Origin of the sequence: Hydrogenispora ethanolica (genome assembly GCF_004340685.1) — a bacterium.
Lineage (GTDB): Bacteria > Bacillota > UBA4882 > UBA8346 > UBA8346 > Hydrogenispora > Hydrogenispora ethanolica.
This window is the reverse complement of record NZ_SLUN01000033.1, coordinates 1-26,375: the sequence shown is the minus strand read 5'-3', so window position 1 is coordinate 26,375 and position 26,375 is coordinate 1. Positions and strand designations below refer to the sequence as shown.

Annotated in this window: 22 protein-coding genes; 21 read left to right on the top strand and 1 reads right to left on the bottom strand. The window is 53.7% G+C overall.

Annotated features, from left to right (window positions below):
• The 19 genes from EDC14_RS20635 to EDC14_RS20545 all read left to right on the top strand — a co-directional run bounded on the left by EDC14_RS20635 (position 1) and on the right by EDC14_RS20545 (position 22,507).
• Complete coding sequence (locus EDC14_RS20635) at positions 1–276, top strand: BMC domain-containing protein (RefSeq protein ID WP_132016217.1); 276 nt, start codon at positions 1–3, stop codon at positions 274–276.
• 115 nt (positions 277–391) lie between these two features.
• Positions 392–1,039, top strand: coding sequence for a phosphate propanoyltransferase (gene pduL / locus EDC14_RS20630; protein WP_132016253.1), 648 nt, complete (start codon positions 392–394; stop codon positions 1,037–1,039).
• 4 nt (positions 1,040–1,043) lie between these two features.
• Entirely contained in the window at positions 1,044–1,310 is a 267-nt protein-coding gene (locus EDC14_RS20625) for a EutN/CcmL family microcompartment protein (protein ID WP_132016216.1), read from the top strand.
• Positions 1,311–1,316: 6 nt separating this feature from the next.
• Positions 1,317–2,711: an aldehyde dehydrogenase gene (locus EDC14_RS20620; protein ID WP_165908185.1), complete on the top strand. Its 1,395-nt coding sequence runs from the start codon at positions 1,317–1,319 to the stop codon at positions 2,709–2,711.
• A gap of 3 nt (positions 2,712–2,714) precedes the next feature.
• Complete coding sequence (locus EDC14_RS20615) at positions 2,715–4,031, top strand: 4Fe-4S dicluster domain-containing protein (RefSeq protein ID WP_132016214.1); 1,317 nt, start codon at positions 2,715–2,717, stop codon at positions 4,029–4,031.
• Positions 4,032–4,040: 9 nt separating this feature from the next.
• Positions 4,041–4,598: a BMC domain-containing protein gene (locus EDC14_RS20610; RefSeq protein ID WP_132016213.1), complete on the top strand. Its 558-nt coding sequence runs from the start codon at positions 4,041–4,043 to the stop codon at positions 4,596–4,598.
• Positions 4,599–4,733: 135 nt separating this feature from the next.
• On the top strand, positions 4,734–5,915 hold the full coding sequence (locus tag EDC14_RS20605; RefSeq protein WP_132016212.1) for an acetate/propionate family kinase: 1,182 nt from the start codon (positions 4,734–4,736) through the stop codon (positions 5,913–5,915).
• 27 nt (positions 5,916–5,942) lie between these two features.
• On the top strand, positions 5,943–7,229 hold the full coding sequence (locus EDC14_RS20600; protein WP_132016211.1) for a nickel-dependent lactate racemase family protein: 1,287 nt from the start codon (positions 5,943–5,945) through the stop codon (positions 7,227–7,229).
• Positions 7,230–7,839: 610 nt separating this feature from the next.
• Positions 7,840–9,363, top strand: coding sequence for a sugar ABC transporter ATP-binding protein (locus EDC14_RS20595; RefSeq protein WP_132016210.1), 1,524 nt, complete (start codon positions 7,840–7,842; stop codon positions 9,361–9,363).
• Positions 9,364–9,381: 18 nt separating this feature from the next.
• On the top strand, positions 9,382–10,395 hold the full coding sequence (locus tag EDC14_RS20590; RefSeq protein ID WP_132016209.1) for an ABC transporter permease: 1,014 nt from the start codon (positions 9,382–9,384) through the stop codon (positions 10,393–10,395).
• Positions 10,396–10,398: 3 nt separating this feature from the next.
• A complete protein-coding gene (locus tag EDC14_RS20585; RefSeq protein WP_132016208.1) occupies positions 10,399–11,430 on the top strand; it encodes an ABC transporter permease in 1,032 nt (343 codons plus the stop codon).
• A gap of 71 nt (positions 11,431–11,501) precedes the next feature.
• Positions 11,502–12,488, top strand: a complete 987-nt coding sequence (gene rhaS / locus EDC14_RS20580) for a rhamnose ABC transporter substrate-binding protein (protein ID WP_424337424.1) — start codon at positions 11,502–11,504, stop codon at positions 12,486–12,488.
• Positions 12,489–12,960: 472 nt separating this feature from the next.
• Entirely contained in the window at positions 12,961–13,974 is a 1,014-nt protein-coding gene (locus tag EDC14_RS20575; RefSeq protein ID WP_132016206.1) for a LacI family DNA-binding transcriptional regulator, read from the top strand.
• Positions 13,975–14,031: 57 nt separating this feature from the next.
• Complete coding sequence (locus tag EDC14_RS20570; RefSeq protein ID WP_132016205.1) at positions 14,032–15,528, top strand: sugar ABC transporter ATP-binding protein; 1,497 nt, start codon at positions 14,032–14,034, stop codon at positions 15,526–15,528.
• Between the two features lie 73 nt (positions 15,529–15,601).
• Positions 15,602–16,594, top strand: coding sequence for an ABC transporter permease (locus EDC14_RS20565; RefSeq protein ID WP_132016204.1), 993 nt, complete (start codon positions 15,602–15,604; stop codon positions 16,592–16,594).
• A gap of 70 nt (positions 16,595–16,664) precedes the next feature.
• Positions 16,665–17,621, top strand: coding sequence for an ABC transporter substrate-binding protein (locus tag EDC14_RS20560; protein ID WP_132016203.1), 957 nt, complete (start codon positions 16,665–16,667; stop codon positions 17,619–17,621).
• Positions 17,622–17,824: 203 nt separating this feature from the next.
• On the top strand, positions 17,825–19,579 hold the full coding sequence (locus tag EDC14_RS20555; RefSeq protein ID WP_207930764.1) for a sensor histidine kinase: 1,755 nt from the start codon (positions 17,825–17,827) through the stop codon (positions 19,577–19,579).
• 12 nt (positions 19,580–19,591) lie between these two features.
• On the top strand, positions 19,592–21,196 hold the full coding sequence (locus tag EDC14_RS20550; protein ID WP_132016201.1) for a response regulator: 1,605 nt from the start codon (positions 19,592–19,594) through the stop codon (positions 21,194–21,196).
• 3 nt (positions 21,197–21,199) lie between these two features.
• A complete protein-coding gene (locus EDC14_RS20545; protein WP_132016200.1) occupies positions 21,200–22,507 on the top strand; it encodes an ABC transporter substrate-binding protein in 1,308 nt (435 codons plus the stop codon).
• A 117-nt stretch (positions 22,508–22,624) separates the two neighbouring features.
• Here EDC14_RS20545 and EDC14_RS20540 read toward each other — a convergent pair whose 3' ends face one another.
• Complete coding sequence (locus EDC14_RS20540) at positions 22,625–23,716, bottom strand: glycoside hydrolase family 172 protein (RefSeq protein ID WP_132016199.1); 1,092 nt, start codon at positions 23,714–23,716, stop codon at positions 22,625–22,627.
• Positions 23,717–23,971: 255 nt separating this feature from the next.
• On the opposite strand from EDC14_RS20540, the gene EDC14_RS20535 reads away from it, so the two are divergent.
• Both EDC14_RS20535 and EDC14_RS20530 read left to right on the top strand, forming a co-directional pair.
• A complete protein-coding gene (locus EDC14_RS20535) occupies positions 23,972–25,228 on the top strand; it encodes an ABC transporter substrate-binding protein (protein ID WP_165908183.1) in 1,257 nt (418 codons plus the stop codon).
• A 106-nt stretch (positions 25,229–25,334) separates the two neighbouring features.
• Positions 25,335–26,291 carry a carbohydrate ABC transporter permease gene (locus EDC14_RS20530; RefSeq protein WP_132016197.1) on the top strand — a complete coding sequence of 319 codons (957 nt, stop codon included), beginning with the start codon at positions 25,335–25,337 and terminating at the stop codon, positions 26,289–26,291.
• Positions 26,292–26,375 lie beyond the last annotated feature (84 nt).

The window sequence follows — 26,375 nt, the reverse complement described above, 5'->3', positions numbered from 1 at the left end:
GTGGGAGAAGCGTTGGGATTGATTGAGACGAAAGGTTTTGTCGCGGCCATTGAAGCGGCCGATGTGATGGTAAAAACGGCCAGTGTCACGTTGGTCGGTACCGAGCGGATCGGTTCCGGCTTGATCACGGTCATGGTCCGGGGCGAGGTCGGCGCGGTCAAAGCGGCGGTTGAAGCCGGCGCCAATTCTGCGAGCCGTCTCGGCGATCTGGTGGCGTCACATATTATTCCGCGGCCGCACAGCGATCTGCAGCAGATCCTGCCGGGTTTGAAATAAAGCCGGCCGGAAAGGGAAAAACGTCTGAACGCAGACGCCATTCTATCGGTTGGGTTATTCCCTGCGGGAGACGCTTGGTCCTTTCCCGCGATAAAAGCGTAAGGTGGTGTCCAAAATCGACGAGCATGAACTGATCGCCAAAGTTACCGAGCGGGTCATCGCAGCCTTGAAGCAGCGCCAGCCCTTCGATGGCCTGATTCCCGTCGGCATCTCGGTGCGCCATGTCCATATTACCCCCGCTGACCTAGAGCAGCTTTACGGGCCGGGAGCCCAATTGACCAAGCTCCGCGATCTGCGCCAGCCTGGTGAATTTGCCGCCAACCAGACGGTAACCTTGATCGGGCCGCGGATGCGTCCCATCGAGAATGTCCGGATTCTAGGACCCGCCCGTTCTCATACCCAGGTGGAGATCTCCAGGACCGACGCCATTGTTCTGGGGTTGAATCCGCCGGTGCGGCCCTCCGGCAAGATCGCCGGCACTCCCGGAATTACTCTGGTAGGGCCGGCCGGGGTGGTGACACTGAAAGAAGGCGTAATCTGCGCCAACCGCCATATTCATTTGAATGAGGCGGACGCGGCCCGCTTCGGGGTGAAACCGGATCAAGAGGTGGAGGTCGAGGTGGAAGGGGACAAAGCCTTGATCTTCGAGCACGTGCAGATCCGGGTGGGCCCCAAATTCGTCTTGGAAATGCATCTGGACACCGATGACGCCAACGCGGCCGGGATTAACTGCGGCGCCAAAGCGTGGCTGAGAAAGAGGTGATCCCGTGCTGACCGGAAAAGTTGTCGGAAATATCGTTTCTACCCAAAAGCATAGCCAGTTGGTCGGTTACAAATTATTGCTGGTCGATGTGTCGCCGGAAATGAAAAACGGCAAAGGCGGTTTATTGGTGGCCGTCGATACCCAGGGCGCCGGGGCGGGGGAAACGGTTTTGATCGCCACCGGAAGTTCCGCCCGTCTGGCGCTGCAGGACAACGGGGCGCCGGTTGACGCCGTGATTGTCGGGATTGTGGACCGGATAGAGAAGGGGTAGATCAAATTGGTATTGGATGAACAGCGGATTGCCGCGATTGTAGCGGAAGTCATCAAAGGGATCAAAACCGCTGAGCCGGCGGGAACCGACAGTGGTTCGGGCGGGATCTTCCAGACGGTGGATGCCGCTATTCAAGCGGCCGCCGCGGCCCAACGCAAATTGGCGGCCATGGGCAGAACGCAACGGGAAGTCTTGATCAGCGCGATCCGTACGGCCGGAATCGCCCAGGCCGAGTTTCTGGCCCGCAAGGCGCAGGAGGCAACCGGATTCGGCCGGGTGGAGGATAAGATCCAAAAGAACATCAACGCCGCGCGGCTTTCGCCGGGAACCGAGGATCTCGTCTCCGGCGTGCAGGCCGATGACAGCGGTCAACTGATTACGGAATACGCACCGTTCGGATTGATCGTTTCGATCACTCCGGCGACCCATCCCACGGCGATGATCATCAATCAGGCGATCATCTTCGTGGCCGGAGGCAATGCCGCCTTTATCGCCCCGCACCCCCGGGCACAGGCCGCATCGTTAAGCGCCCTGAAAATCATCAATGAAGCGGTCATCAAAGCGGGTGGACCGCCCAATGTGCTGACCGCGGTGGCGGAAGGCACCATGGAGACGGTCGCGGCCGCCATGAAACATCCATTGACCCAATTGGTGACGGCGGCGGGAGGACCGGGCGTCGAGAAGGCGGCTTTGGAGGCCGGGAAAAAGGCGATTGTCGCCGGGCCGGGCAATCCGCCGGTGATCATCGATGAGACTGCCGATATCGCCCGCGCCGCGAAACAGGTTATCGACGGCGCCAGCTTCGATAATAACATTTTGTGTATCGCCGAAAAAGTGATTTTCATCGTCAACAGTGTCGCCGATGCCTTCCTGGCCGCCGCCGTCCATGAAGGAGGGCAGCTCATCGAGAGCAATCAGGCGGCCGCCGTCACCCGGCTGGTCGTGAAGGAAGGCCGCATTAACACCGAATTTGTCGGTAAGAACGCTGATTCTATCTTAAAAGCCGCCGGGATTGAACCAGCGGCCGGAGTGCGGGAGGTATTGTTTGAAGCGGCCGCCGATCATCCTTTGGTCGGTTTGGAACAGTTGATGCCGGTGATTCCGGTGGTCCGCGTTCCCGACTTTCAGGCGGCGGTGGCGGCAGCGGTCCAAGCCGAACACGGTTTTCGGCATACCGCGATGATTCATAGCGGCCTGGCGGAGCGGATTCACTATTTCGGCCGGATGATCGACACCACGATTTTGGTCAGCAATGCGCCATCCTTCGCCTCGTTGGGCATCGGCGGCCCCGGCGTGTTCGGCCATACCATCGCCAGCTCGAAAACGGGCGAGGGAGTTTGTACGCCGAAATCCTTCTGCCGCAAACGGATCCATCTGAACGCGGCGGGGAGGTTCATTTAGACCATGGATTTGGTCGAAACGGTCCGGAATAGCGGAGTCGTCGGAGCCGGCGGGGCGGGGTTTCTCACTCACGTTAAATTGCAAGCGAAGCCGGACACGATCCTGATCAATGGCGCCGAGTGCGAACCTTTATTACGGGTCGATCAGGAACTTGCCGCCGCTCACGCCGAACGGCTCGCGCAAGGTTTAGCCGCCGCGTTGGAAGCCACCGGAGCGAAGCAAGGAATTTTCGCTCTGAAAAATAAGTATCATCAAGCGGAAACCGCGCTGAATCAGGCGGTCAAAGCTTATCCCAATATGCGCCTTTGCCTGCTGGATGATCGCTATCCGGCCGGCGATGAACAGGTCCTGGTTTATGAAACCACCGGCCGGGTCGTGCCGCCGGGAGGAATCCCGCCCGCGGTAGGAGTCACGGTCCTGAATGTGGAGACGCTTTATAACGTGGCGCTGGCTAGCCAGGGGCAACCGGTCATCATCAAATATGTCACGGTTACGGGAGCGGTTGCCAAACCCGCAACCGTGGCCGTGCCGCTCGGCACCAATTTTGCGGATCTGCTCGAATTGGCCGGCGGGCCGACCACCAGCCGTTACGGTTTGATTGACGGAGGGCCTTTGATGGGCAAGTTGGCCGGCATAGGTGACGTGGTCACCAAGACGACCAAAGGGATCATCGTTTTACCGGAAGGCCATTCCTGTTTGACGACCCGGCAGGTTCCCTTGCGGGCCCAGATTCGCCGGGCGGCTGCCGTCTGCTGCAATTGCCGGATGTGTACCGATCTTTGTCCCCGCTATTTGCTGGGGCATCCGTTGGAACCGCACCGTTCCCTCAATGCCGCGGCTTATGGCCTGGTGGATTCCGCCGCCCATTACACCCAGGCTTATCTCTGTTCCGAATGCGGCGTTTGCGACACTTTTGCCTGTCCGATGGGGCTTTCGCCCCGGCAATTGCACCAGGAGATGAAGCGCCAGTTGGCGGCCGCGGGAGTTGCCAATCCGTTCCGGGATCGTCCGGCTGCGCCCCGCCGCGAGCGGGAGTGGCGGCGGATCCCCTCCGCGCGCTTGCTGGCCCGGCTTAATCTATCCGCCTATAATGTTCCGGCGCCGTTACGGGAAGAAGAATTCCAGCCGGCGATGGTTACCATCCCCTTAAAGCAGGGGGCGGGCGTCGCGGCACAACCCACGGTGCAAGCCGGGGCCTACGTAAACCGGGGGCAAGTCATCGCCGAACCTCCGCCGGGGAAACTGGGCAGTATTCATCACGCCAGTATCGACGGCCAAGTGGTGCAGATCGATCAAGCGATTACGATTAAAGCGGTTTGAGGTCTACAGATGAATAATCAAGGTCAGGCCATTGGTTTATTGGAGTGGAAGAGCATCGTCCTGGGAGTCAAGGCCACCGACGCCTTGCTTAAAACGGCCGCGGTTGAACTGTTGCAGGCCGGCTCCGTCTGCCCGGGCAAATATATCGCCTTATTTGGGGGCGAAGTCGGGGCGGTTCAAAGCGCCTTGGAAGTTGCAGTCCGGGAGAGTAAGGGCGATATTGTCGATCAGTTTTTATTGGCCCGGGTCGATCCGGCGCTCTTTCCCGCTTTGGCCGGCGCAACAGATATCCAACCCGGGGGTTCGCTTGGAATTATCGAAACTTTTTCGGTCGCGGCCGCCGTCCAGGCCGCGGACACAGCCGTCAAAGCCGCGGCGGTTCAACTGCTGGAGATCCGCTTGGCGCGCGGGATGGGCGGCAAATCAGTGGTATTCTTCTCCGGCGAAGTCAGCGCGGTCCGCCTGGCGGGGGAAGCCGCAGTCAAGCAAGTGATGGAATCGGGGATGTTATTGGCGTGGGATGTTATACCCTCTCCTCATCCCGATCTATGGGCTAAATTGCTTTAAAGAAGCCATGGGATGAAGTCTTTCAAATTCTCTTGCTAAAGAATTAAACGATTTTATCTCTTGCTTTTCTGAGCTTTTGGGCACAATTCTGACCTTCGGGCAGGGTTTATCACAACGCTGTTAGGTGGTGTGGCAATGAAGATATTGGTGGTGAACTGCGGCGGCTCATCCATCAAATGCAAATTGATGGAGATGCCGGAGGAAAAGGTCCTGGCCAAGGGAGCGGTGGAACGGATCGGCAAAGCGGATGCGGTCGTTACCTTGAAATCCGATACGGCGGAGCGGCGCGAAACTGCCGCGATCCCCGATCATGCGGCCGGACTTGAAGTTCTGATGCAGCAGATCATCGCGGCGTTCGGCGAGGGAGCCGTCGAGTCCATCGGCCACCGGGCGGTGCACGGCGGCCGCGAGGTTACCGGGGCGGTGGTGGTGGATGCCCATGTCAAGGAGATCATCGCTTCCTATTGCGACCTGGCGCCACTGCACAATCCGCCCAACTTAAAAGGGATCGAGGCCTGTGAACGCTTATTCCCGGGGATTACTCAAGTGGCGGTATTCGATACCGCGCTCCATACCAATCTGCCGGAATGCGCTTATATATACGCCTTGCCGCATGAGTTATGTTCCAAATACCGGATCCGGCGGTACGGATTTCACGGGATCGCCTTTCAGTATATGGCGGAACGCGCGGCGGTATTGTTTGAAACCCCGGTGGAAAAATTGCGTCTGGTGCAATTGATGCTGGGTAGCGGTACCACCGCCAATGCCTTGCGTTACGGAAAATCGATCGATGTCAGCACCGGCCTGACTCCGACCGAAGGATTGGTTCAGTCTACCCGTTGCGGGGATCTGGACCCGCTGGTGGTAACGTACCTGATGCGCCGCGAGGGCATGGCTCCGGAACGCATGGAAAAGCTGCTGTGCAATGAGTCCGGATGGCTGGGTATCTCCGGGATCAGTAACGATCTGCGCGAAGTGGAGCTGGCCATTACCACCGGAGATTCGCGGGCCCACGCTGCATACGAGACTTTTGTTTACCGCACCAAGAAATATATTGGAGCGTACGCCGCGGCCATGGGAGGAATCGACGCTCTCACCATTGCGGGAGGAGTCGGGGAAGGGTCGGCGCAAGTCAGGGCGGCTATCCTGTCCGGCCTGGAATTTCTGGGCATTGAGCTGGACGCGGCCAGGAATCAGGACCCCCAGCCGGAAAAGATTATTTCCAGTAGAGATTCGCGAGTGAAGGTCGCGGTAGTCGCGGCCGATGAGGAACTGGTCATTGCCCGGGATACTTGGGCCATCGCTTCGCAACGGTAGTTTTTTGGTTCGATAGGGGGAGGCGCCATGCGAGTCAATCTGAAATATGGCCGGGCGGGTCTGACGGTCGATCTGCCGGAGACTCCCGGATTCCTGGGGGTTCTGACGCCGGCGGAGGCTCCGCCGCTGGAGGATTCCCAAGCGGAACTGCAAAAAAGGTTGGCAGCTCCCATCGCGGCGGCGTCTTTGGCGCAACTGGCGCGGGGAAAGAAAAACGTCTGCATCGTGGTGAGTGATATCACCCGGCCGGTCCCCAACCGGATTTTGTTGCCGCCAATCCTCGATATCCTTGAGGAAAACGGAATCGCCCGGGAGAATATTACGATCCTGGTGGCTACCGGCATTCACCGGCCCAACGAAGGAACTGAGCTGGAACAACTGATCGGGAAAGAGATTGCCGGGCGCTACCGCGTGGTGAATCATTTTTCAAAACGGATCGAAACCATGGCATATGTCGGAACCATCGGCGATCGGGTCCCGGTTTACGTGAACCGGCTTTATTATGAAGCGGACTTAAAAATTCTCACCGGTTTCATTGAACCGCATATGTGGGCGGGATACTCGGGCGGGCGCAAATCGATCCTTCCCGGAATTTCTTCCATCGAGACGCTCCAATATATGCATGGACCGGAGATGATCGCCCATCCGTTGACGACTTACGGCGTGCTGGAGGGGAATCCCTTCCACGAGGCCGGCCTGGCGATCATGGCGAGAGCCGGAGCGGATTTTATCGTCAATGTGACTTTAAATCCGGCCAAAGCGATCACCGGCGTCTTTGCCGGCGATCCGGTCCAGGCTCACTTGCAGGGTTGCGCCTTTTTGGCCCAACATTGTGTACATGAATTAGCGGAACCGTTGGATTTTATCCTCACCACCAACGCCGGAGCGCCGCTGGACTGCAATCTCTACCAAAGCGTCAAGGGGATGACCGCGGCTGCGAAAGCGTTAAAACCCGGCGGAGTGGTTGTCATTGCCACTGCCTGTTCCGAAGGCGTCGGCAGCCCCGAATATCGCGAGCTTCTTGAACTCGTGGATACGCCGGCCCATTTCTTGGAACGCTTGTCGCGGCGGGAGTTTTTTATTCCCGACCAATGGTGCGCCCAGGAAACCTACCAAGTCATGCTGCGAAATCCGATCTGGGTGTATTCCGGGGGAATTGCCCGTGAGCAGCTGGAGAAGTATCATTTTAAGGCGCTCTCTTCGTTGGAATCTGCCCTTGATCAATTATTCGCTCGATTCGGACCGGACGCCCGATGGGCGGTCGTTCCGGATGGCCCCATGATAATCCTTCAAACCCAAGCGATGTCCAATTAATTTGTGCCCAACTTAAACTTCTGCAACGTAAAAATCAGTTGTGAAAGTTGAGTTCCAGTATGCTGATTGCGACGTCATCCACTCACCTAGAACTTCTTCCGATTTGAGATCTCGTCAATGAATGAACCAAGGCAATGCTTCGTTTGGTTGGATCGAACAGCGAGATGAAACCTCTCACAAGCTATCTGTAATTTTACCAGTGAATCAACAGCTTCCGTAACTGAATATGCCTGCGCAACAGCAGAATAAGCGTGCCTATCTACTGTGCGGAATGACTCCGGAACGGTGCGAACATGCACGGCAACTGAGCAAGTATGCACCGCAACGGAGTGAGCTTCCACGGCAAGTGAGCAACTACGCACAGTAATCGGGTGAGCATGCACAGTAACTGTGCGAACTGATCTGGCAATGAAGCGAACATGTACCATAACGGAGCGAACGTGTTCAGCAACCGAATGATCATCCGTTGCAACCGGGTGAGCATCTTGAATGACTCGGGACGGAGCGTCGGGAACCCAAGGATCGTCTGCAGCCACGGAAAAGATATCTTCCGGAAGAATATGGGCCGTTGAGATAGGCTGAGCGGCGGCGACGGAATGGAGGAGAGCAATTGGCAGAATATTTATTGGAAATGAAAGGGATTACCAAAACGTTTCCTGGCGTAAAAGCCCTCGATAACGTGCATTTCCAGCTGAAACCGCAGGAGATCCACGCGCTGATGGGAGAGAACGGGGCCGGCAAATCGACCTTCATTAAGATTATCACCGGGGTCCATCCGCCCGCTCAAGGCGAGATTTACCTCAACGGCGCGCGAGTGGAGATTCGTAACCCGCATGATGCGCAAAACCTGGGGATTGCCGCCATTTATCAGCATGTGACCTGTTATCCCGATCTGACGGTTACGGAAAATATCTTCATGAGCCACGAAAAGGTGCAACGGGGGACCGGCCGGATCTTGTGGCGCCCGATGCATCAGGAGGCCAAAAGGCTCCTGACTGAGCTGGGAGTGGAGATCGATCCCAAAACCCAGATGGGCGCCCTGAGCGTGGCCCAGCAGCAAACCGTGGAGATCGCCAAAGCGCTTTCCACCAACGCGAAGATCATCATCATGGACGAACCGACTTCGGCCCTGACCAAACGGGAGAGCGAGGAATTATACAGGATTACCAAGCAACTCCGGGATAACGGCGCCGCGGTGATCTTTATCTCCCACCGCCTGGAGGATATGTACCGGTTGGCCGGCAGGGTCACGGTACTAAGAGACGGACGGTATATCGGAACTTGGGATGTCAAAGAGATCTCCAGTGAAAAACTGATCGTCGCCATGGTAGGCCGGGAAATTACCCAGATGTTTCCGGAGCGAAAAAAAACCGTCGGCGCGGAGGCGCTGCGGGTCGAGAAACTTGGAAAAACCGGGGTCTTCGCCGATGTTTCATTCGCGCTTCATCAGGGAGAAATTTTAGGATTGACGGGACTGGTGGGAGCGGGCCGGAGCGAGGTCTGTCAAGCGATTTTCGGCATTACCCCTTATGATCGGGGTGAGATCTTCGTGGCCGGGAAAAAGGTGGACATCACTCACCCCTTGGCTGCAATGGAGCTGGGCATCGGCTACCTGCCCGAAGACCGCCAGAAACAGGGGCTCCTGCTCCCTTGGGGCGTAGCGCGGAACATCACGCTGCCAGCTTTAAAGAAGCTGGCAACGCGAGGCTGGTTAAATGAATCCAAAGAGGCGGATGTCGCGCGCACCTTTGCGGAGAAACTTCAAGTTAAGGCCAAAAGCGTTTTTGATCCGGTCGGTTCACTCTCGGGCGGGAATCAGCAAAAAGTACTGGTGGCAAAGTTGCTGACCACGGAGGTCAAGATCATCATCCTGGATGAACCCACCAAAGGCATTGATGTCGGGGCGAAGTCGGCCATCTATGAAATCATGCGGGATCTGGCGCACCAAGGCTACGGAATCATCATGATCTCCTCCGAAATGCCGGAGGTGCTCGGTATGAGCGACCGGATCATCGTGATGCGGGAAGGAAGGGTGACCAAGATCCTGGACGGCCAGGATGCGACTCAGGAGATCATCCTCGAGGCCGCGATGGTAAACCGCAGCGACGAAAAAACCGCTCAAACCGCAGGATAACAGTGGGAGGAGAGACGCATGGCTGTAACGGAAAAGGCTTTCAATAAAACACTGCTGAGTGTCAGGATCGCCAAGTTTCGGGAACTCGGCTTGCTGGGATTCATCATGATTCTGGCGGTTTTGGTCCAGACGCGCAATGCCAGCTTTCTGACAGCGGAAAATATTAACGATCTGGTTATCAATACGGCCATCTTGAGTATTCTGGCGGTCGGCATGATGTTGGTCATCGTGACCCGGGGGATCGATCTTTCCATCGGGGCCACGTTGGCCCTCTCGGGCATGCTGTCCGCCATGACGGTCGGCGCCAATCCGGGGCTCTCCCCGCTTTGGGTCATTCTACTTGGGACACTGGTCGGGATGGTTTGTGGACTCGTCTTGGGCTTGCTGGTCGCAAAAGCACAGATCCTGCCCATTATCGCTTCCCTGGGGATGATGAACGTGTTTCGCGGCCTGACTTTTATGGTGAGCGGCGGGAAATGGGTCAGCGCCTATCAGATGCCCGACAGTTTCAAAGGCATCGCCACCGGTTCGATTCTCGGCATCAATACCCTGATTTTTATCGCGATTCTAATTTACCTGATATCGTTCTATTTCATCAACCATACCCGTACCGGCCGCCAGATTTACGCGGTGGGGAGCAATCCCGATTCGGCCCGGATCAGCGGCATCAACACCTCCCGGATTCTATTATTGGTGTATACCATCATGGGGACTCTGGCCGGGCTGGCCGGGGTATTGTGGGTTTCCCGGTTCGCTTCGGCGCAGAATGATACCGGGATGGGGTATGAAATGAATGTCATTGCCGCCTGTGTTTTAGGAGGGGTAAGCATCGCCGGCGGGTCAGGAAAGATCTCCGGGATTATTCTGGGGTCGCTGCTGCTGGGAATTCTGAACAACGCCCTGCCGCTGATCAATGTTTCTCCCTTCTGGCAACAGGCGATCCAGGGCCTGATTATCCTGATTGCCGTCTTAACGAACGTCCTGGTGAAAAGGGGAGTTGACCGGAATAATCTCTTGAGGAGGAAGATATAGGCCATGGAACCCAAGACCATAATATCCCGGAAAGAATTCAATCTGAAGCAGTTTTTCTTCCAGTGGGAATGGATGCTCGTCCTGATCTTCATCCTCGTGAATACCATCAATGCCTGTCTGTCCCCTTATTATCTGGATGGACGCGGGTTGCTCAGCGCTACCATGACTTTTTTGGATAAGGCTTTTATTGTCTTTCCGATGGCTTTCATTCTGATTCTGGGAGATATCGATATCTCGGTCGCCTCCACCGTCGCTTTGTCCTCGGTGATCATGGCGGTCGGATACAACGCGGGAGTGCCGATGGAGCTGGCCATGGTCATCGGTTTGGCCGTAGGGACCCTGTGCGGCTTCCTAAACGGCCTGATTATCGTCAAGTTTAAGGAGTTATCCGCGGTGATCGTGACGCTTGCCACCATGATCACGTATCGGGGAATCGCCTATATCATCCTGCAAGATCAGGCGGCTGGCAAATTTCCGGAATGGTACACCTATTTAGGATGGGGTTACATCGGAGGAGTACCCTTTATCCTGGTGGCGTTTATCGTGTTCGCTATCGCATTCGGGTTGTTGCTCCATAAGACGACTTTCGGCAGGCGCGTTTATGCCATGGGAACTAATATTACCGCCTGCCGGTTTTCCGGGGTCCGGGTGGATCAGATAAAACTAATCATCTTTACCCTGGCCGGTTTGATGGCGGGGGTGACCGCCTTGTTCCTGACATCCCGGATGGGCAGTACCCGGCCGAACATCGCGCTCGGTTATGAGTTGGACGTCATCGCCATGGCGGTCTTGGGCGGAGTGAGCACCGCCGGCGGAAAAGGCAGAATCATCGGCGCCGTTTTGGCCATATTCCTGATCGGTTATCTCCGGTACGGACTCGGCTTGGTTAATATCCCCGCCCAGGTGCTGTTGATCATCATCGGCCTGTTGCTGGTATTGGCGGTGATGATCCCCAATCTGAAACTGAACTTGCGCGGCAAACAACCGCAGATGCAGCAATGGGAGGAACGGAGGAAAATCGACAAAACGATATAAAACGGTCCCAGGACTGTTTTATATAAAAACAAAAGGGAGGTTGAAGAAAAGTGAAAAAGGCAGTAAGGACTATCATTTCCCTGGCGTTGGCGCTGGTATTGTTCGGTAGCCTTAGCCTGGCCGCATCCCCCAAACGGTTTGCCATCGTATTTAAGAATACCGGCAATCCTTACGGCGAGAAGATGATGGAAGGATTCAAGAATGCCATTGGGGAGTTGGGAGGAACGGCGATCCTGAAAGCCCCCGATCAACCGACGGTGGAAGCGCAGATTCAGATGGTGGAGGAGCTGATTGCCCAACGGGTGGATTCTATCGCCGTCTCCGCCAATGACCAGGATGCCCTCCAGCCCGTTCTGACCAAAGCCGCCAGGGAAGGAATTAAAGTCCTTTCGCTGGACTCCGCCGTAAATCCTCAAAGCCGGCTGGTCCATGTCAACCAGGCGGATTCGGAGCGCATCGGCCGGATCCTGATTCAAGCCGTCGCCAAAATGATCGGCGGTAAAGGCCAGATCGCCGTTTTAAGCGCAACGTCACAAGCTACCAACCAGAATACCTGGATTCAGTGGATGAAGGAAGAACTGAAAAATCCGAAATACCGTCAGATCAAACTGGTTAAAGTGGCCTACGGCGATGATCTGCGGGATAAGAGCGTTTCCGAAACGGAAGCGTTGCTCAAATCCTATCCGAACTTGAAGGGGATCATCGCCCCGACGACCGTGGGCATTGCCGCGGCCGGCAAGGTTCTCACCGACAAAGGTTTGAAGGGCAAAGTCCATCTGACCGGTTTGGGGCTACCCAGCGAGATGGCGGACTACATCGAGAGCGGCGTCTGCGAATGGATGTACCTGTGGAATCCCATCGATGTCGGTTATCTGGCCGGATATGCGGCGGACGCGCTGGTAAAAGGCTCGATTACCGGCAAGGCCGGCGAGTCATTTAAAGCCGGCCGGCTTGGCACCAAAAAGATCATTAAGGTGGGAGACGGAACTGAAATCATGTTGGGCGATCCCTTTAAGTTTGACAAACAAAACATCGCCGACTGGAAGAAAGTCTACTAAACTAAAGTAAGTTCCCGGGAAACTCTAGAAGATTCTTAATCCATAAGTATCCTTCGCAACACAATAATGTGAGAAACCTTGAAAAAGGCTATTACATATTGTGTTGCGAAGTTTCTTTAAAGATTATCAAGTTCGCATCGATTTGCACTCACGGAAGGCCACGACTTAAGAGGCGAGAATAAACGGTCAATTGCCTGGACGTGGCTGGCGGGTCAAAAAAGAATGCCCCGCTGAATAACAGCGACTAAGCACTCCCTAAAATCCTGGGAGATTCCTTTCTATGTTGTAATCTCAAGATGATGTAACCAAATGGCAAAAAAAATTTAAATAAAAATTAAATTTATGAAGGAAAAGCTGTCTTAAAGTTGAATATTTTCTATGAAATGGGTTTCATAAAATTGACCGATTAACCATTTTATTCTATGTTGGTTTATGGAAATTTCTTTGAAAGAGGTTTCATAAGCAGAGGGAAATGGCAACGATTTATGATGTTGCAAGAAAAGCGGGGGTTTCGACCACCACTGTCTCCAGGGTGCTTAATAACCATCCGTATGTTCGTGAGGAAACCCGGATTAAGGTTCAATCCCTGCTGAAAGAGTTACATTTTATTCCAAACAGCAACGCCAGCAGCTTGGTGCGAAAAACCACCAATACCATTGCAGTGATTCTCCCCGATGTTACGAATCATTTTTTCACTACCCTGTTACGTGGCGCCGAAGATCAAGCGAATGAAGATGGATTTGCTGTTATCTTCGGAAATACTGATGAAGATATTCAGAAAGAACAGACCTATATTCAAATGTTTCTTGAACGCAGGATTGACGGTTTGATTATCGCTCCGGTCTCTCCCAAGGTTATTAACCTAAAAACAGTTATTAAAAGGGAGATACCTTTAGTACTGGTGGACCGCGAGGTTGAAGCATTAATAACTGATTTCGTGGGAACAGACAACCAGCGTAATGCGCAAAGCTTAGTCGAGTATTTAATTGGCTTAGGCCATAAAACTATTGCGATAATCTCCGGTTCTCAAGAGAATTCAGCTCACCGCCAAAGAATCGATGGATATCGAGCGGCTTTACTGAACGCCGGCATCCCCATTGATGAACGATTAATTCTTTACGGAGACAAACCGAACATCGAAACCGGGACCAGACTGGTCCGTAATTTATTACAACAGGCTCCCCGGCCAACCACGATTTTTGCCGTGAACAACTTTTTAGCGATTGGGGGGGTTGTTGCATTGCGGGAAGCGAACTTCAATGTTCCCGAGGACATCGGAATTGTCTGTTTTGATGATAACGATTCCGCATCGGTATTAAACCCTTTCTTTACTTCAATTAACCAGCCCGCTTACATGATGGGGCAGATGGCGGTGGACATATTAGTGCACCGGATGAAACATAAAAATTCTTCCCCCACCCGGGTACTTTTGGAGTCTAATTTTTTGATCCGTGGTTCCGTGAAACCAGCCCGTAGCATTGATTGAACCTGAATTCGTGACGATCGATTCATAATAACAGATAACGGCGGGGTGATCACAAGTATGGATGAAATTCTGGTTCGGATGGAAGGAATCGAAAAAACCTTTCCCGGAGTTCATGCGCTCAGCCAGTGCCAGTTTGAGCTCCGCTCCGGCGAGATTCATGCGCTGGTCGGCGAGAACGGCGCCGGAAAATCGACGCTGATGAAGGTACTCACCGGTGTATACCGGAAAGATGCCGGACGCATCTTCTATCAGGGAAAGGAAGTGGAGATCGTTAATCCCAAGACGGCCCAGGAATTGGGGATCAGCATTATTTATCAGGAGTTTAATCTGATGCCCCATCTGACGGTGGCCCAGAATATCTTCATTGGCCGCGAACCGCGCCAAAGGGCCCATTTCATCCTGAATGAACCAGAGATGAACCGCCAGACTCAGGAACTATTGGATGCGTTACATCTGGATCTGGATCCGCGGATCCGGGTGGCTGACCTGACCGTCGCCAAACAGCAGATGGTCGAGATCGCCAAAGCGTTATCCTACCAATCCAAGGTGCTGATCATGGATGAACCGACCGCGACCTTGACCGAGGCCGAGATCAAGGAACTTTTTCGGATCATTCGCCAACTCCGCGATAAAGGAGTGGGCGTCATCTACATCTCCCACCGGATGGAGGAGTTAAAGCAGATCTCCGACCGGGTCACCGTGATGCGGGACGGACGCTATATCGATACCGTGGTGACGGCCGATGTCACCATCGACCGGATCATCGGCATGATGGTCGGCCGGGAAATCTACGAGACATTTCATCAAAATACCGTTGACGCCGGTTCGGAAATCGTGCTGGAAGTCAAAAACCTGAACCGGGGCCGGCTAATCCGGGATGTCAGCTTTCAACTGAAAAAAGGCGAGGTCCTCGGTTTCGCCGGACTGATGGGCGCCGGCCGCACCGAGGTGGCGCGGGCCATCTTCGGAGCGGACCCCATCGATTCCGGGGAGATCTATGTGAAGGGTCGCCGGATCGGCATAAAGAACCCCAAGGATGCGGTTCGCTGCGGCATCGGCTACCTCTCCGAGGACCGGAAACGGTACGGATTGATCCTCGGGATGGAGCTGGAAACCAATATTGTGCTCGCCGCCTTTGAGCGCTTTTTGGGTTTCATGGGCTGGGTCAATGTGGCGCGGACCCGCAGCCAGGCCCAGGCGATCGTGGAGGAGCTGCAGATCAAGACTCCCGGTCTGCAACAGAGAGTGAAGCATCTCTCGGGCGGGAACCAGCAAAAGGTGGTCGTCGGCAAATGGTTGGTGCGGGACTGCGACATCCTGATCTTCGATGAACCCACCCGCGGGATCGATGTCGGCGCCAAGAGCGAGATTTATAAGTTGTTGAACAGGTTGGCGGAGAGCGGCAAGGCCATCATCATGATTTCCTCGGAGTTGCCCGAGATCTTGCGGATGAGCCACCGCATCGTGGTGATGTGCGAAGGCCGGATCACCGGCGAACTGAGCGCAGCCGAGGCCACGCAGGAACGGATCATGCAGTATGCGACCAGCCGTTAAATGGCGGGCGTTTTTCCCTGACAGGGTTTATCACAACGCTTTTACCAATACCGAATGGGAGGGTTTTGAGAAGATGAGGAATGTACCGATAGTGACGGAGCCGAAAGGCGTTCCGCAACGATCCCTGTTCCGCTCCAGCGCGACCCAGAAGATTCTGGCTTTTGCCAGCCTGATTGTGATGTTTATCTTTTTTTCGCTCGCCTCGCCCAATTTCGCCAACGTCAACAATATCATCGGCATCCTGCTCTCTACCGCGGTCAATGGGGTACTGGCCGTGGGGACGACCTTTGTCATCATTACCGGCGGGATCGATCTCTCGGTGGGCACGGTGATGACTTTTGGAGCGGTGATGACCGGCGTCTTCATCACCTTCTTGAAACTGCCCATTTATATCGGCGTGCTCGGCGGCCTGGCCGCCGGAGCCCTATGCGGCTTCATCAGCGGCTCCTTGACCGCCCGGATGAAGATTCCGCCGTTCATCGCGACCCTGGGCATGATGATGATCACCAAGGGGCTTTCACTGGTGATCTCCGGCACCAAGCCGATCTACTTCACGGACACGCTTCCTTTCATGAATATCGCCATGGGCACGGTTTTAGGGATCCCGAGCGCAGTATGGATCTTCTTCGGGGTGGCCATCATCGCCAATTTGGTTCTGACCAAGACCGCCCTCGGCCGCTATACCTTCGCGCTCGGCAGTAACGAAGAGGCGGCCCGCCTGTCGGGGATCAATGTCGATGCCTGGAAGATCGGCATCTACACCCTGGGCGGAGCATTCAGCGGCCTGGCGGGGATCATCATGGCCTCCCGGCTGGCCTCGGCCCAACCCGCCCTCGGCCAGGGCTACGAAATGGAAGCCATCGCCGCCGCGGTCATCGGCGGCACTTCACTCAGCGGCGGGGAAGGCACCATTTTGGGAACAGTCATCGGCGCATTCGTGATGAGCGTGCTGACCAATGGCTTGCGGATCCTTTCGATTCCCCAGGAATGGCAGACGGTGGTGGTCGGGTCGGTGGTGATCCTGGCGGTCTATATGGATATCATCCGGCGGAAAAAAGCCCATTAGCCGCTGGGTTATGGGGACGGTATTCCGCCCCGGAACCGGGGCTGATACAATAAAAAAGGGAGGAATAGACATGAAGAAGGTCCGAATCGGTTTTACCCTGGTCTGCCTGTTATTGGTGGTCTCACTGCTCAGCGGTCTTTCCCTTGCGGCCAACCCCAGAATCTATATCCCGGTCATCTCCAAAGGATTCCAGCATCAATTCTGGCAAGCGGTCAAGCTGGGCGCTGAAAAGGCGGCCAAGGAATTTGACGTCGACATCACCTTCGAAGGCCCGGAGAGCGAAGCGATGGTCGACAAGCAGATCGATATGCTCCAGACCGCGCTCAGCAAAAACCCCAAAGCCATCTGCCTGGCCGCTCTCGACAGCAAAGCGGTGATACCCCTGTTGATGCAGGCCAAAGCTTCGAACATCCCGGTCATCGGCTTTGACTCCGGAGTCGACAGCGACATCCCGGTGGCGACCGCCGCCACGGACAACGTAGCCGCCGCCGCTCTGGCCGCCGATAAAATGGCGCAACTCATCGGCGGTAAGGGCGAGGTCGCGGTCATCGTCCATGACCAAACCAGCCGGACCGGAATTGACCGTCGCGATGGTTTCGTGAACCGCATCAAATCCAAGTACCGCAATATCAAGATCGTGGATATCCAATACGGCGCGGGCGATCATCTCAAATCCACCGACCTTGCCAAGGCGATCATGCAGGCTCATCCCAATCTGAAAGGCTTCTTCGGCGCCAATGAGGGTTCGGCTATCGGCGTTTTGAACGCAGTCACCGAACTGAAAAAGACCGGCAAGATCGTGGTCGTCGGTTATGACTCCGGGAAGCCCCAGATCGACGCGGTCCATTCCGGCAAGATGGCCGGCGCGATCACCCAGAACCCGATCGGCATCGGCTATGAAGCGGTAAAAGCCGCAGTCATGGCCATCAAAGGCCAAAAGGTGAAAAAGGTCATCGATACCGGGTTCTTCTGGTATGACCGGACCAACATCGATTCGGCCCAGATCAAGCCATTGCTGTATGACTGATTCGTGATATAACGATCCGGAATAATAAGCAATACCGGATCGGATAGCAAAAACTAAACAATATTATCAAATGAGCACTCGTTGACCATTCAACGAGTGCTTTCCTGTTACAGAGTAAACGATATCTGTTTAATAAAGGATAACTAGCCATTTTATAGAAATATCCAATGAAACCAGCAATGAGTTCCAATGAGCGAGGGAAAATGTTAAAAGGCTTACGACTGACGGGCTTCAGCAGAAGGATGGCGGTTAGTTTCTCGATTCTCATCTTTATCGTGATTGTTTTCCAGCAGATCGCCACCGATTATGTGATTCGTTTCACGGTCCAGGATATCAATAAAAATTATATTCAAGTCATTTTGAAACAGAAAAACGAAAAATTGACCAAGTTCGTCGCTGATCTCGATCTCTTTTCGAAGACGATCATCTCCAACCGGGAAATCCAGGCATTATTGGTTAAGGGCAGAAACGCCGACGCTTTTATCAGTAGGTTTTCCCCGGAATTAAGCTATGCCATCTCCAATGAGATTGAAGGTTTCTTTATCGTTTCAAAGTCCGGGGCGATCTATCAAGAAGCGGAGATTGAATTGGTCGAGTATGTTCATTCACATATTGCCGCAATCGAACGGAGATTGGAGCATAGCCGGGGCGAGATGCTTTTTTCCCGCAGTGAATTCGTCCGCTATGCCGCCAAGAACCGGGGCGATCATTTTTTCCTGGTGGCCCGCAAGATCAGAGATCTGGACACGTTTCAGGATATCGGCTTCATCATTATGGTAGTCCGTGAAACCAAACTGTGGGATAATTTCACGATGGAAGGGGATATCGGCGCCGCCTATATCGCGGATCGCCAGGGCAATATTATTGCGGGAAGGCCGGAAAGATGGGTCGGCGCCAATGTTTACGGCGAATACGGCAAAATTCTTCAAAAAGGCATTTTAAATGCCGTCGCCGGCTCGGCATTGCGCAAAGGATTTGTGATCAACTTTATCACCAATGATGTGACGCAATGGAAGCTGTTGAGCATTGTCTCAATCAACGATTTAAATAAGAACTATGCCAACATTCAAAGGTTAATCCTGATCATTGGCATCGTCGCCATCATCGTGGCCATCTACATCTCGGTCATTATTTCCCAAAAGATCACCGGCCCAGTAAGGGAATTGGTGCGTTCGATGAGAAAGGTGATGGCCGGCAATTTGAATGTAAACGCCGCTGCCACTTCGGCCGCCGACCCGGTGGATGAAATGAAGGAGTTGAATGAGGTTTTCAATGAAATGACCAAGGAACTGCGGTATTTGATCGAAGAGGTCTATCAGGAAAACTTACGCGAGAAGGAAGCTGAATTAAGAGCGTTAAAGGCTCAGATCAATCCGCATTTTCTTTATAATACCCTGGATACGATTTATTGGATGTTAGTCTTGAAAGGCGATGAAGAAACCAGCGTCCTTATCACCAAATTGGGTGAAATATTGCGCTATAGCATTAAGAAAGGCAATAGCAACGTAACCGTGCAGGAAGAACTGCAACAGATCGAAAATTATCTATTCATTCAAAAGGCCCGTTTTGAAGATGCTCTGACTTATGAATTGCAAGTTGATCCGAACATTTTCGGCTGTGAGATCTTAAGCTTCTTAATTCAACCCTTCGTCGAAAACGCGGTGAATCACGGAATCACCAACGGCAGGGGTTACGGTAAAGTCCTGATCAAGGGTTATCGCCAGGGGGAAAACCTGATTTTTGAGATCAGCGATGACGGCAAGGGAATGACCGAGGCGCAGTTGGCAACGATCACGGCGCAAAAGAACCATGGGGATCCGGTCCAGCGGGGGATCGGGATTGCCAATGTTCACCACCGCATCAAGTATTATTATGGCAGCCCGTATGGGGTAAAGATCGAAAGTGAAATCGATAAGGGTACCAAGGTGACCATCATGCTTCCGACGACTGAGGCTTGAGGAGGTTCCGAGATGACCTTAAAAATACTTTTAGCTGACGATGAGCCCAAAGTGTTGCGCGGTATGGAAATGGTGATCCAGCGGGCCGGCGAGGATTGGGAGATAACCGGTCGCGCCAGGGATGGGGCGGGGGCGTTGCAACTGATCGCCCAGGACCGCCCCGATGTCGTCATTACCGATATTAAGATGCCGGTGATGGATGGCTTGGAGTTGATCGAACGAGCGAAACTGGTCGCCCCGGAACTCCAGTTTATCATTTTGAGCGGTTATCCGGATTTTCAATATGCTCAACAGGCACTAAAGTTGGGAACTGTGGACTATATCCTAAAACCTCCCGCTTATCAAGATCTACTGAATAGCCTCAAAACAGTCGCAGCCGGCAAACTTGGCCGGGAGGCCCAAAAACGGGAGGAAGCGGAACTCGACGCTCTCAAAAGAGCAGCCGCGCAATCCCGGCGCGAAAGGATCTTTCAGGAACTGGTATACAATCCGGAGCCCCGTATTTTAGACGATTTGACGCCGGACTCCCGGGAAGGCGGGCTCTTCTTTGCGCCATTCATCCTCTGTTTCATTCAGCTGGATAATGTGACCTTAGCCGGTCTCCCTGCGGAAGAATTTGAAACCAATCTGCAAAAACTGACTTTATTCCGGGAAGCGGTGAGAAAGGCGATGGATGCCCGGAACGGCTGCGTCCTGGATCTTCATAACGGCGGGTATTGCTGCCTGCTGCCGGCGACGGACCACGATCCGGCAGCGCTCCAAAGTCAAGTGGGAGCGCTTCATGCCGAATTAAGCGCTCAACTGGCGGAGAGCCTTACCATTGGCATGAGCGAGCCGCATGAACAGCCGGACCAATTCCGCGCCGCCTATAAGGAATGCCTGGTGATTATGCGGAATAAGTTCTTTTTCCCGAAGAACAGCCTCATCCGTTTCGGGGAAATGAATCCCATGGCCGGCCCGGACAGTTATCCGCTGGAGCTGGAAGCGGAATTTTTGGAAGCCATGCATTTGGGGGATGGCGACCGTTCCAGCCTTATTTTGCAGCAGATGATTCAGAAGTTCCGGCAGATCGCCGACCGGGACTCGACCAAGTTCAAAAACCTGGTCGCCGAATTTATCGTCACCGTTTCCGGAAATCTGGCGGAGAACGGTGCGGCCGCACTCCCGCGGGAGACCGCCAACAGCGAAATGATCGGCAAAATAACCGCCAGCGATAATATCGACGACCTTCAAGCGCTGCTCTCCGAATACACCAAGTCCATCGCCGCTCATTTTTGCGCCGCCAACAAACCGGGCTGCCGGAGAATTATCAATCATATCATTACTTACATTAAGAACCATTATTTCAACGATATTTCGCTACGGCAGATCGCCGCTGACTTTTTTATGAACGAATCCTACTTAAGTGACCTTTTTAAAAGGGAAACCGGAGTATCCTTTACCAATTTCTTGACCGAGTTCCGGGTGGAACAGGCCAAAGCGCTATTGCGGCAGTTGGATCTGAAAACCTATGAGATTGCGGAGATGGTGGGTTATAAAGATGTAAAGTATTTCAATAAAGTGTTTAAAAAACATACCGGAATGACTCCCAACGAATACCGGGAAAGGATGGTCTGAAAGATGAAACCAGCCATTCGAAAAGCCATGCTTATCGTTCTGCCGCTGCTGCTGGTCCTCGGCAACTTGGCGGGCTGTGGATCGAGCGGCGGCGTTTCATCACGGACCGATGCCGGCGCAAAAACCGTCAAACGGCTGGTGATGTGGAAGTTCAAATCCAATAAGGAAGATTATATTTTATACGATTGGCTCAAACTTTGGAATGACCAACATCCGGGGGTTCAGGTAAGCCTGGAGTTGATCCCTTTCACCGATTACTTGACGAACAAGTTGCCGACGGCTTTCGCCACCAATAGCGCCCCCGATGTCTATTTGATCTCGGCGGGCAGCTTTTTAAAGTACGCCAAGGCCGGTTGTGCCTTGCCGCTGGATCGCTATTTATCCCGAGAATTGCGCGCCGATTTCTATAAACCGAGTTTGGAGACGGTAAGCTACCATGGCCAAATCATGGGGATTCCCATTGAGCGGGAGCCGGTGGCATTATTTTATAATCAAAGGGTCTTTCATCAGAAAAAGTTATCGCCCCCGCGCACCTGGGCCGAGCTGTTGCGTTGCGCCAGAATTTTAAACTCGGGCAATATGGCCGGAATCTACCTCCCGGTACAGCCCAGCGACTATCAGAACTTCATTTTTTATACGTTTTTAATGCAATTATGCGATGGCGTGTTCACTGAGAAAACTCACGTCGCTTCTTTTCAAACCATGGGTATCAAAGCATTGGAACTCTGGCGGAATTTAGCGCCATATAGCTATCGCCTAGAAACAGCGGTTCAACTGGCTCCCGATATTTATCCATTGGCCAGCGGGAAAGCAGCGATGCAGATCTGCGGCTATTGGGCTGTCCGAATGCTCGAAAAATATTATCCGCAATTCGAATACGGCGTGGTACCGGTACCGGTTCTTCCCGGAAGCCGGGTCAGAAGCGTTTACGGCGGCTGGTTCCAGGTCATCAACCCCAACAGCAAGTTTAAGGATGAAGCGGTGGCTTTCAGCCTGTGGATGTGGGGCGCCGATCCGGCGCGGCCCATCGAATGGTGCACCGAAGCCAGCTCAAAGTTTCCGGCGCGGCTCAGTGTGCTGAAGCGGGCCGAGAAGCTGTTCGGCAACGACAAGGGCCGCATCTTCAGCCGGCAGATCCTGCCGTTTGCCGTCCCCGAACCGCGCTATCCTTCGGAAATATCGAATGTCGTCAGTAAAGCGATTCAGAACGCCCTCTTCACCGGGAAGCCGCTTTCAAGCATCGCCGCCAAAGCCGATGAAGCGATCAATCATTATTTCCGGTCTAATCGGGGCGATCTTTTTCAACCCTAATAATATATTAATGTATTGTATATTAATGTATTGCGGTTGCATTACCTAAAATTGGTTTCCGCACTTGAATCAAGCATCAAAAAACCGGCGCTTTTAAAAGCCCCGGTTTTTTTACGATTATTTCCATTCCCATTGGAACTCCTCTTCATCAATGGGCAACCGCAGTTTCACGGGCAAAAGCGGTTTAAACTTCAGGTGGGGTTCGCTCTGATACCAATAGGCCGTGCTTGACCAGTCGTCGGAGCGGTGGTTGTTGTGGCCGTGTTCGATGGTGACCCGGATGGACTTTTCGAACATGATCGGATCCTGGATGTGGTAACGGTAGTAGCTGATCCGGCCCTTCCAGTTGTCTTTTCCGCCCAAAATCAAGCCGTGATATGGGGCGGAATACTCCTGCGTCGGGCACCAGGCCATATTGACGTAATCCTCGGTTCCGGTGCCGTGCAGGGTGGGCGGCCATTTTTCGCCGTCGATAAAGATCATGTCGTCTCCTTCACCCGGCCAATCCCATTTGGCGGTGTCCCGCAAATTGTGGATATTAATATTGCAGCCCACGTAATGCCCGCGACCTTCCGCTTCCAAGATGACGTAATTTTCGTCCCCGGTCGTGTTCTTGCCCTCAAACAGCCATTCCCGATTGGTTATGCCGCCCTGTTTCCGGCCTTTGGTGGGGCATTCCCGGTGCCAGACCGCGTGAAACCGCAGCAGGTTATCAGGCAAGGAGTTATACGCTTCGTAATCCACATAAAAATAGAAAATGGTCTGTTTATCGCATTCATTGAGTACTTCGATCCTGGCCCGGGTGGCATAAGGCATCGGGAACCAGCAGTTAAAACTCTTGCCGTTCTCCGGACTCATCTGCAACGGCAACGAGACAAAGTTCCGGCATTGGGCGTGCCCCATCCCGAAAAAGTCGCCGATCGGCGCCTCGACGCTGGGATTTTCCTCTGCGTCCCAGTACATCCGGAGCACGACCTTCCGTAAATAGTTCTTCTCCTCCACAAAGTTCTCCCCGGCAAGGGTACACCAGATGTGGTTGATGCATCCTGCTCCGGCGATATCGGCAATGGTGCGGGTTTCGCCCGGTGCGAGATAGATCCGGTCATCATTGCCGCCAGTCCGGTCAAAGCTGGAAAGGCGGTTTCTTTTGGCGTTTCTGGCATAGGCGATTGTGCTTAAGGAAGCGGCCGGGTAGAGCAGATCGTTCATTGGCAAACCCTCCAATTTTTCTTTCTTACCTCATCATACCATGATTCTAAAAAATGTTGAGGGCCTCAAGTCTTGGTTTTGGGGTAGGATTTTTGGATAAAGTTACGGTGAAATCTTTCAACCGTTTCATCGGTGATGGGATTTTGCAAAAACCAAAAATCCTACCCCTTAACCAAGACTTGTTCCGTTATCCGGTTTTGGCGGAGGTTCTATAATAAAGCCACGGACTCAAATCATTTAAGGGAGGTAGTTGTCATGAGAAAAAGAGTTTGGCGTTTGCTCGGTCTGCTGGCTGTTTTAACCTTACTTGCCGGAGTTTGCACAGCCGGAGCCCAAGAAAAGACCAGGATTAAATTCTGGACTTTTCATTCCAATTACGAGAAAGAATTCATGATCTCCCTGGGCCAGGAGTACATGAAGGTCAACCCCAATGTCGAGATCGTCTACGAAAATATTCCCGAATCGGAGTATATGGGGGCCAAGTTGACGACCGCCTTCGCCGCGAATAGCGGACCGGATGTGTTTGTGATCAGCCCCGGCGATTTCTTGAAATACGCCAACTCCGGACTGGCGCTGGATTTGACACCTTACTTCACGGACAAGATCCGCGCCGATTTCTTGAAGAGTTCCCTGGATGCGGTAACCGTCAAAGGCAAGATTTACGCCATCCCGTTTGAAGTGGAACTGTTGGGCTTGTATTACAACAAAGACATGCTGGCCAAGGCCAATGTCGCCCCGCCCAAGACCTGGCAGGAATTGATCGGCGCCACCAAAAAGCTGAAGACCGACCAAGTCGCCGGACTGGTGATCGAACCGCAAAGAGGCTATTACCAGAACTTCACCTGGTATCCGTTCCTGTGGCAAGGCGGCGGGACCGTGATCAATGTTCAAACCAAGAAATCCGCGTTTAAAGGCCGGGCGGTGGAGAATGCCCTCAAATTGTGGGCGGACTTGATCAAAGCCGGAGCCCCCAGCAAACTGGCCAAGGGCACGTGGGAGCCATTTATCGGCGATGGCTCGGCGGCCATGCAGATCTGCGGCACCTGGATCATTGCCCGTTTGGAAAAGGATTTCGCCGATAAAAATATCGGGTTGGTTCCGTTACCCACTCCGCCCGGCGGCAAAGCGGCTACCGATGCCGGCGGCTGGAAGTTCATGGTCAACGGCAAAAGCAAGAATGCCGACGCCGCCGCCAAGTTCGCCATGTGGGCCCTGGCCGAAAACGTCAATCTGCCGCTGAAATGGTGCACCGAGGTTAAGTTCGCCTACTCGCCCCGCAAATCGGTGGTTCAGGCCGGCGCGGCGATCTATGGCAAAGGGTTGCGCAAAGTATTCACCGATCAGATCTATGAAACCGCCATCGGCGAACCGCGTTACCCGGCCGAGATCGTCGGTTTTGTGGGCGATGCGCTGCAAGAGGTGATGTTCAAGAATGTCGCTCCGAGGCAGGCGGCTCAAAAAGCGGACCAGAAGATCAAGCAATTCTTGAAAGATTTTAAGGGCTCAATGTGATTTTCTGCTAGTTTACATTATGGGACATTCGAATCACCCTCCATCGCTCCACCCGCCTTGAGGCGGACAGGTAAGATGGAGGGTGATTCGAAAATGGGAGATTGAAATGAAACTGGAATCATTTACAAAGAAAGTGAGTCATGAGTTCCCGCAGAACCATATCCAAAGCCGATTTTTGACCCGTCCGAAGGTGCAGGAGAACCTCTTCGCCTATCTGATGCTGGCTCCCGACCTGATAGGCCTGGCGGTATTCATCTTTTTGCCGATCGTGATCGCTTTTTATGTAAGCCTCCACGATTGGAACGCCCTGGAGCCCATGCAATTCGTGGGTCTCAAAAACTATTGGACGCTCAGCGGCGATCTGGACTGGTGGGTGAGCCTGCGCACCACCGCTTTATATTCTTTAATGTTTGTGCCGTTGGTCTACGGGATCTCGCTCTTGCTGGCGGTTTTCATCCATTCGATCCCCGGCAAGTTTCAGGAGTTCATCCGGACCGTCAATTTCATGCCGTTCTCCGTCTCGACGGTGGTGGCCGGCATCATCTGGATGTTTATGTTCGAGGAACAGCGGGGAATGGTGAACGGCGCGATCAAGTTGCTGGGCTTGCCGGCCCAGACCTTTCTGGGCGACCCCGACCAGGCCCTGATCTGTATCGCGCTGGTTTCGGCGTGGATGGTCATCGGCTATTATACGGTATTGTTTCTGGCCGCTTTGAAGGACATTCCGGTCAGCTATTACGAAGCGGCGCGGCTCGACGGGGCCAATGTCCTGACCATTTTCAAGAATATCACCTTGCCATTGTTGAAGGAAACCAGCACTTTCGTGTTGATTGTGACCACCATTGCTTCGTTCCAGGTGTTCGACCAGATCAAGATCATGACCAACGGGGGGCCGGCCGACGCCACCAATGTTTCGGTTTTCTATATTTACCGCCAATGCTTCGAATATATGAAGCTGGGCTATGCCTCGGCTTTGGCCTTTGTTTTGTTCATGATCATCTTCGCTTTAAGCCTGGCGCAACTGAAACTGATGCGCAGCGGCAATACCGATAGTAAGATATAATGGAAGTGCCAGCATCCGATTCGCAAAACGTAGGTTAAACTAAGCGAGAGCTTAGAACAGAGCTACAATACGAAGGAGGCTGAC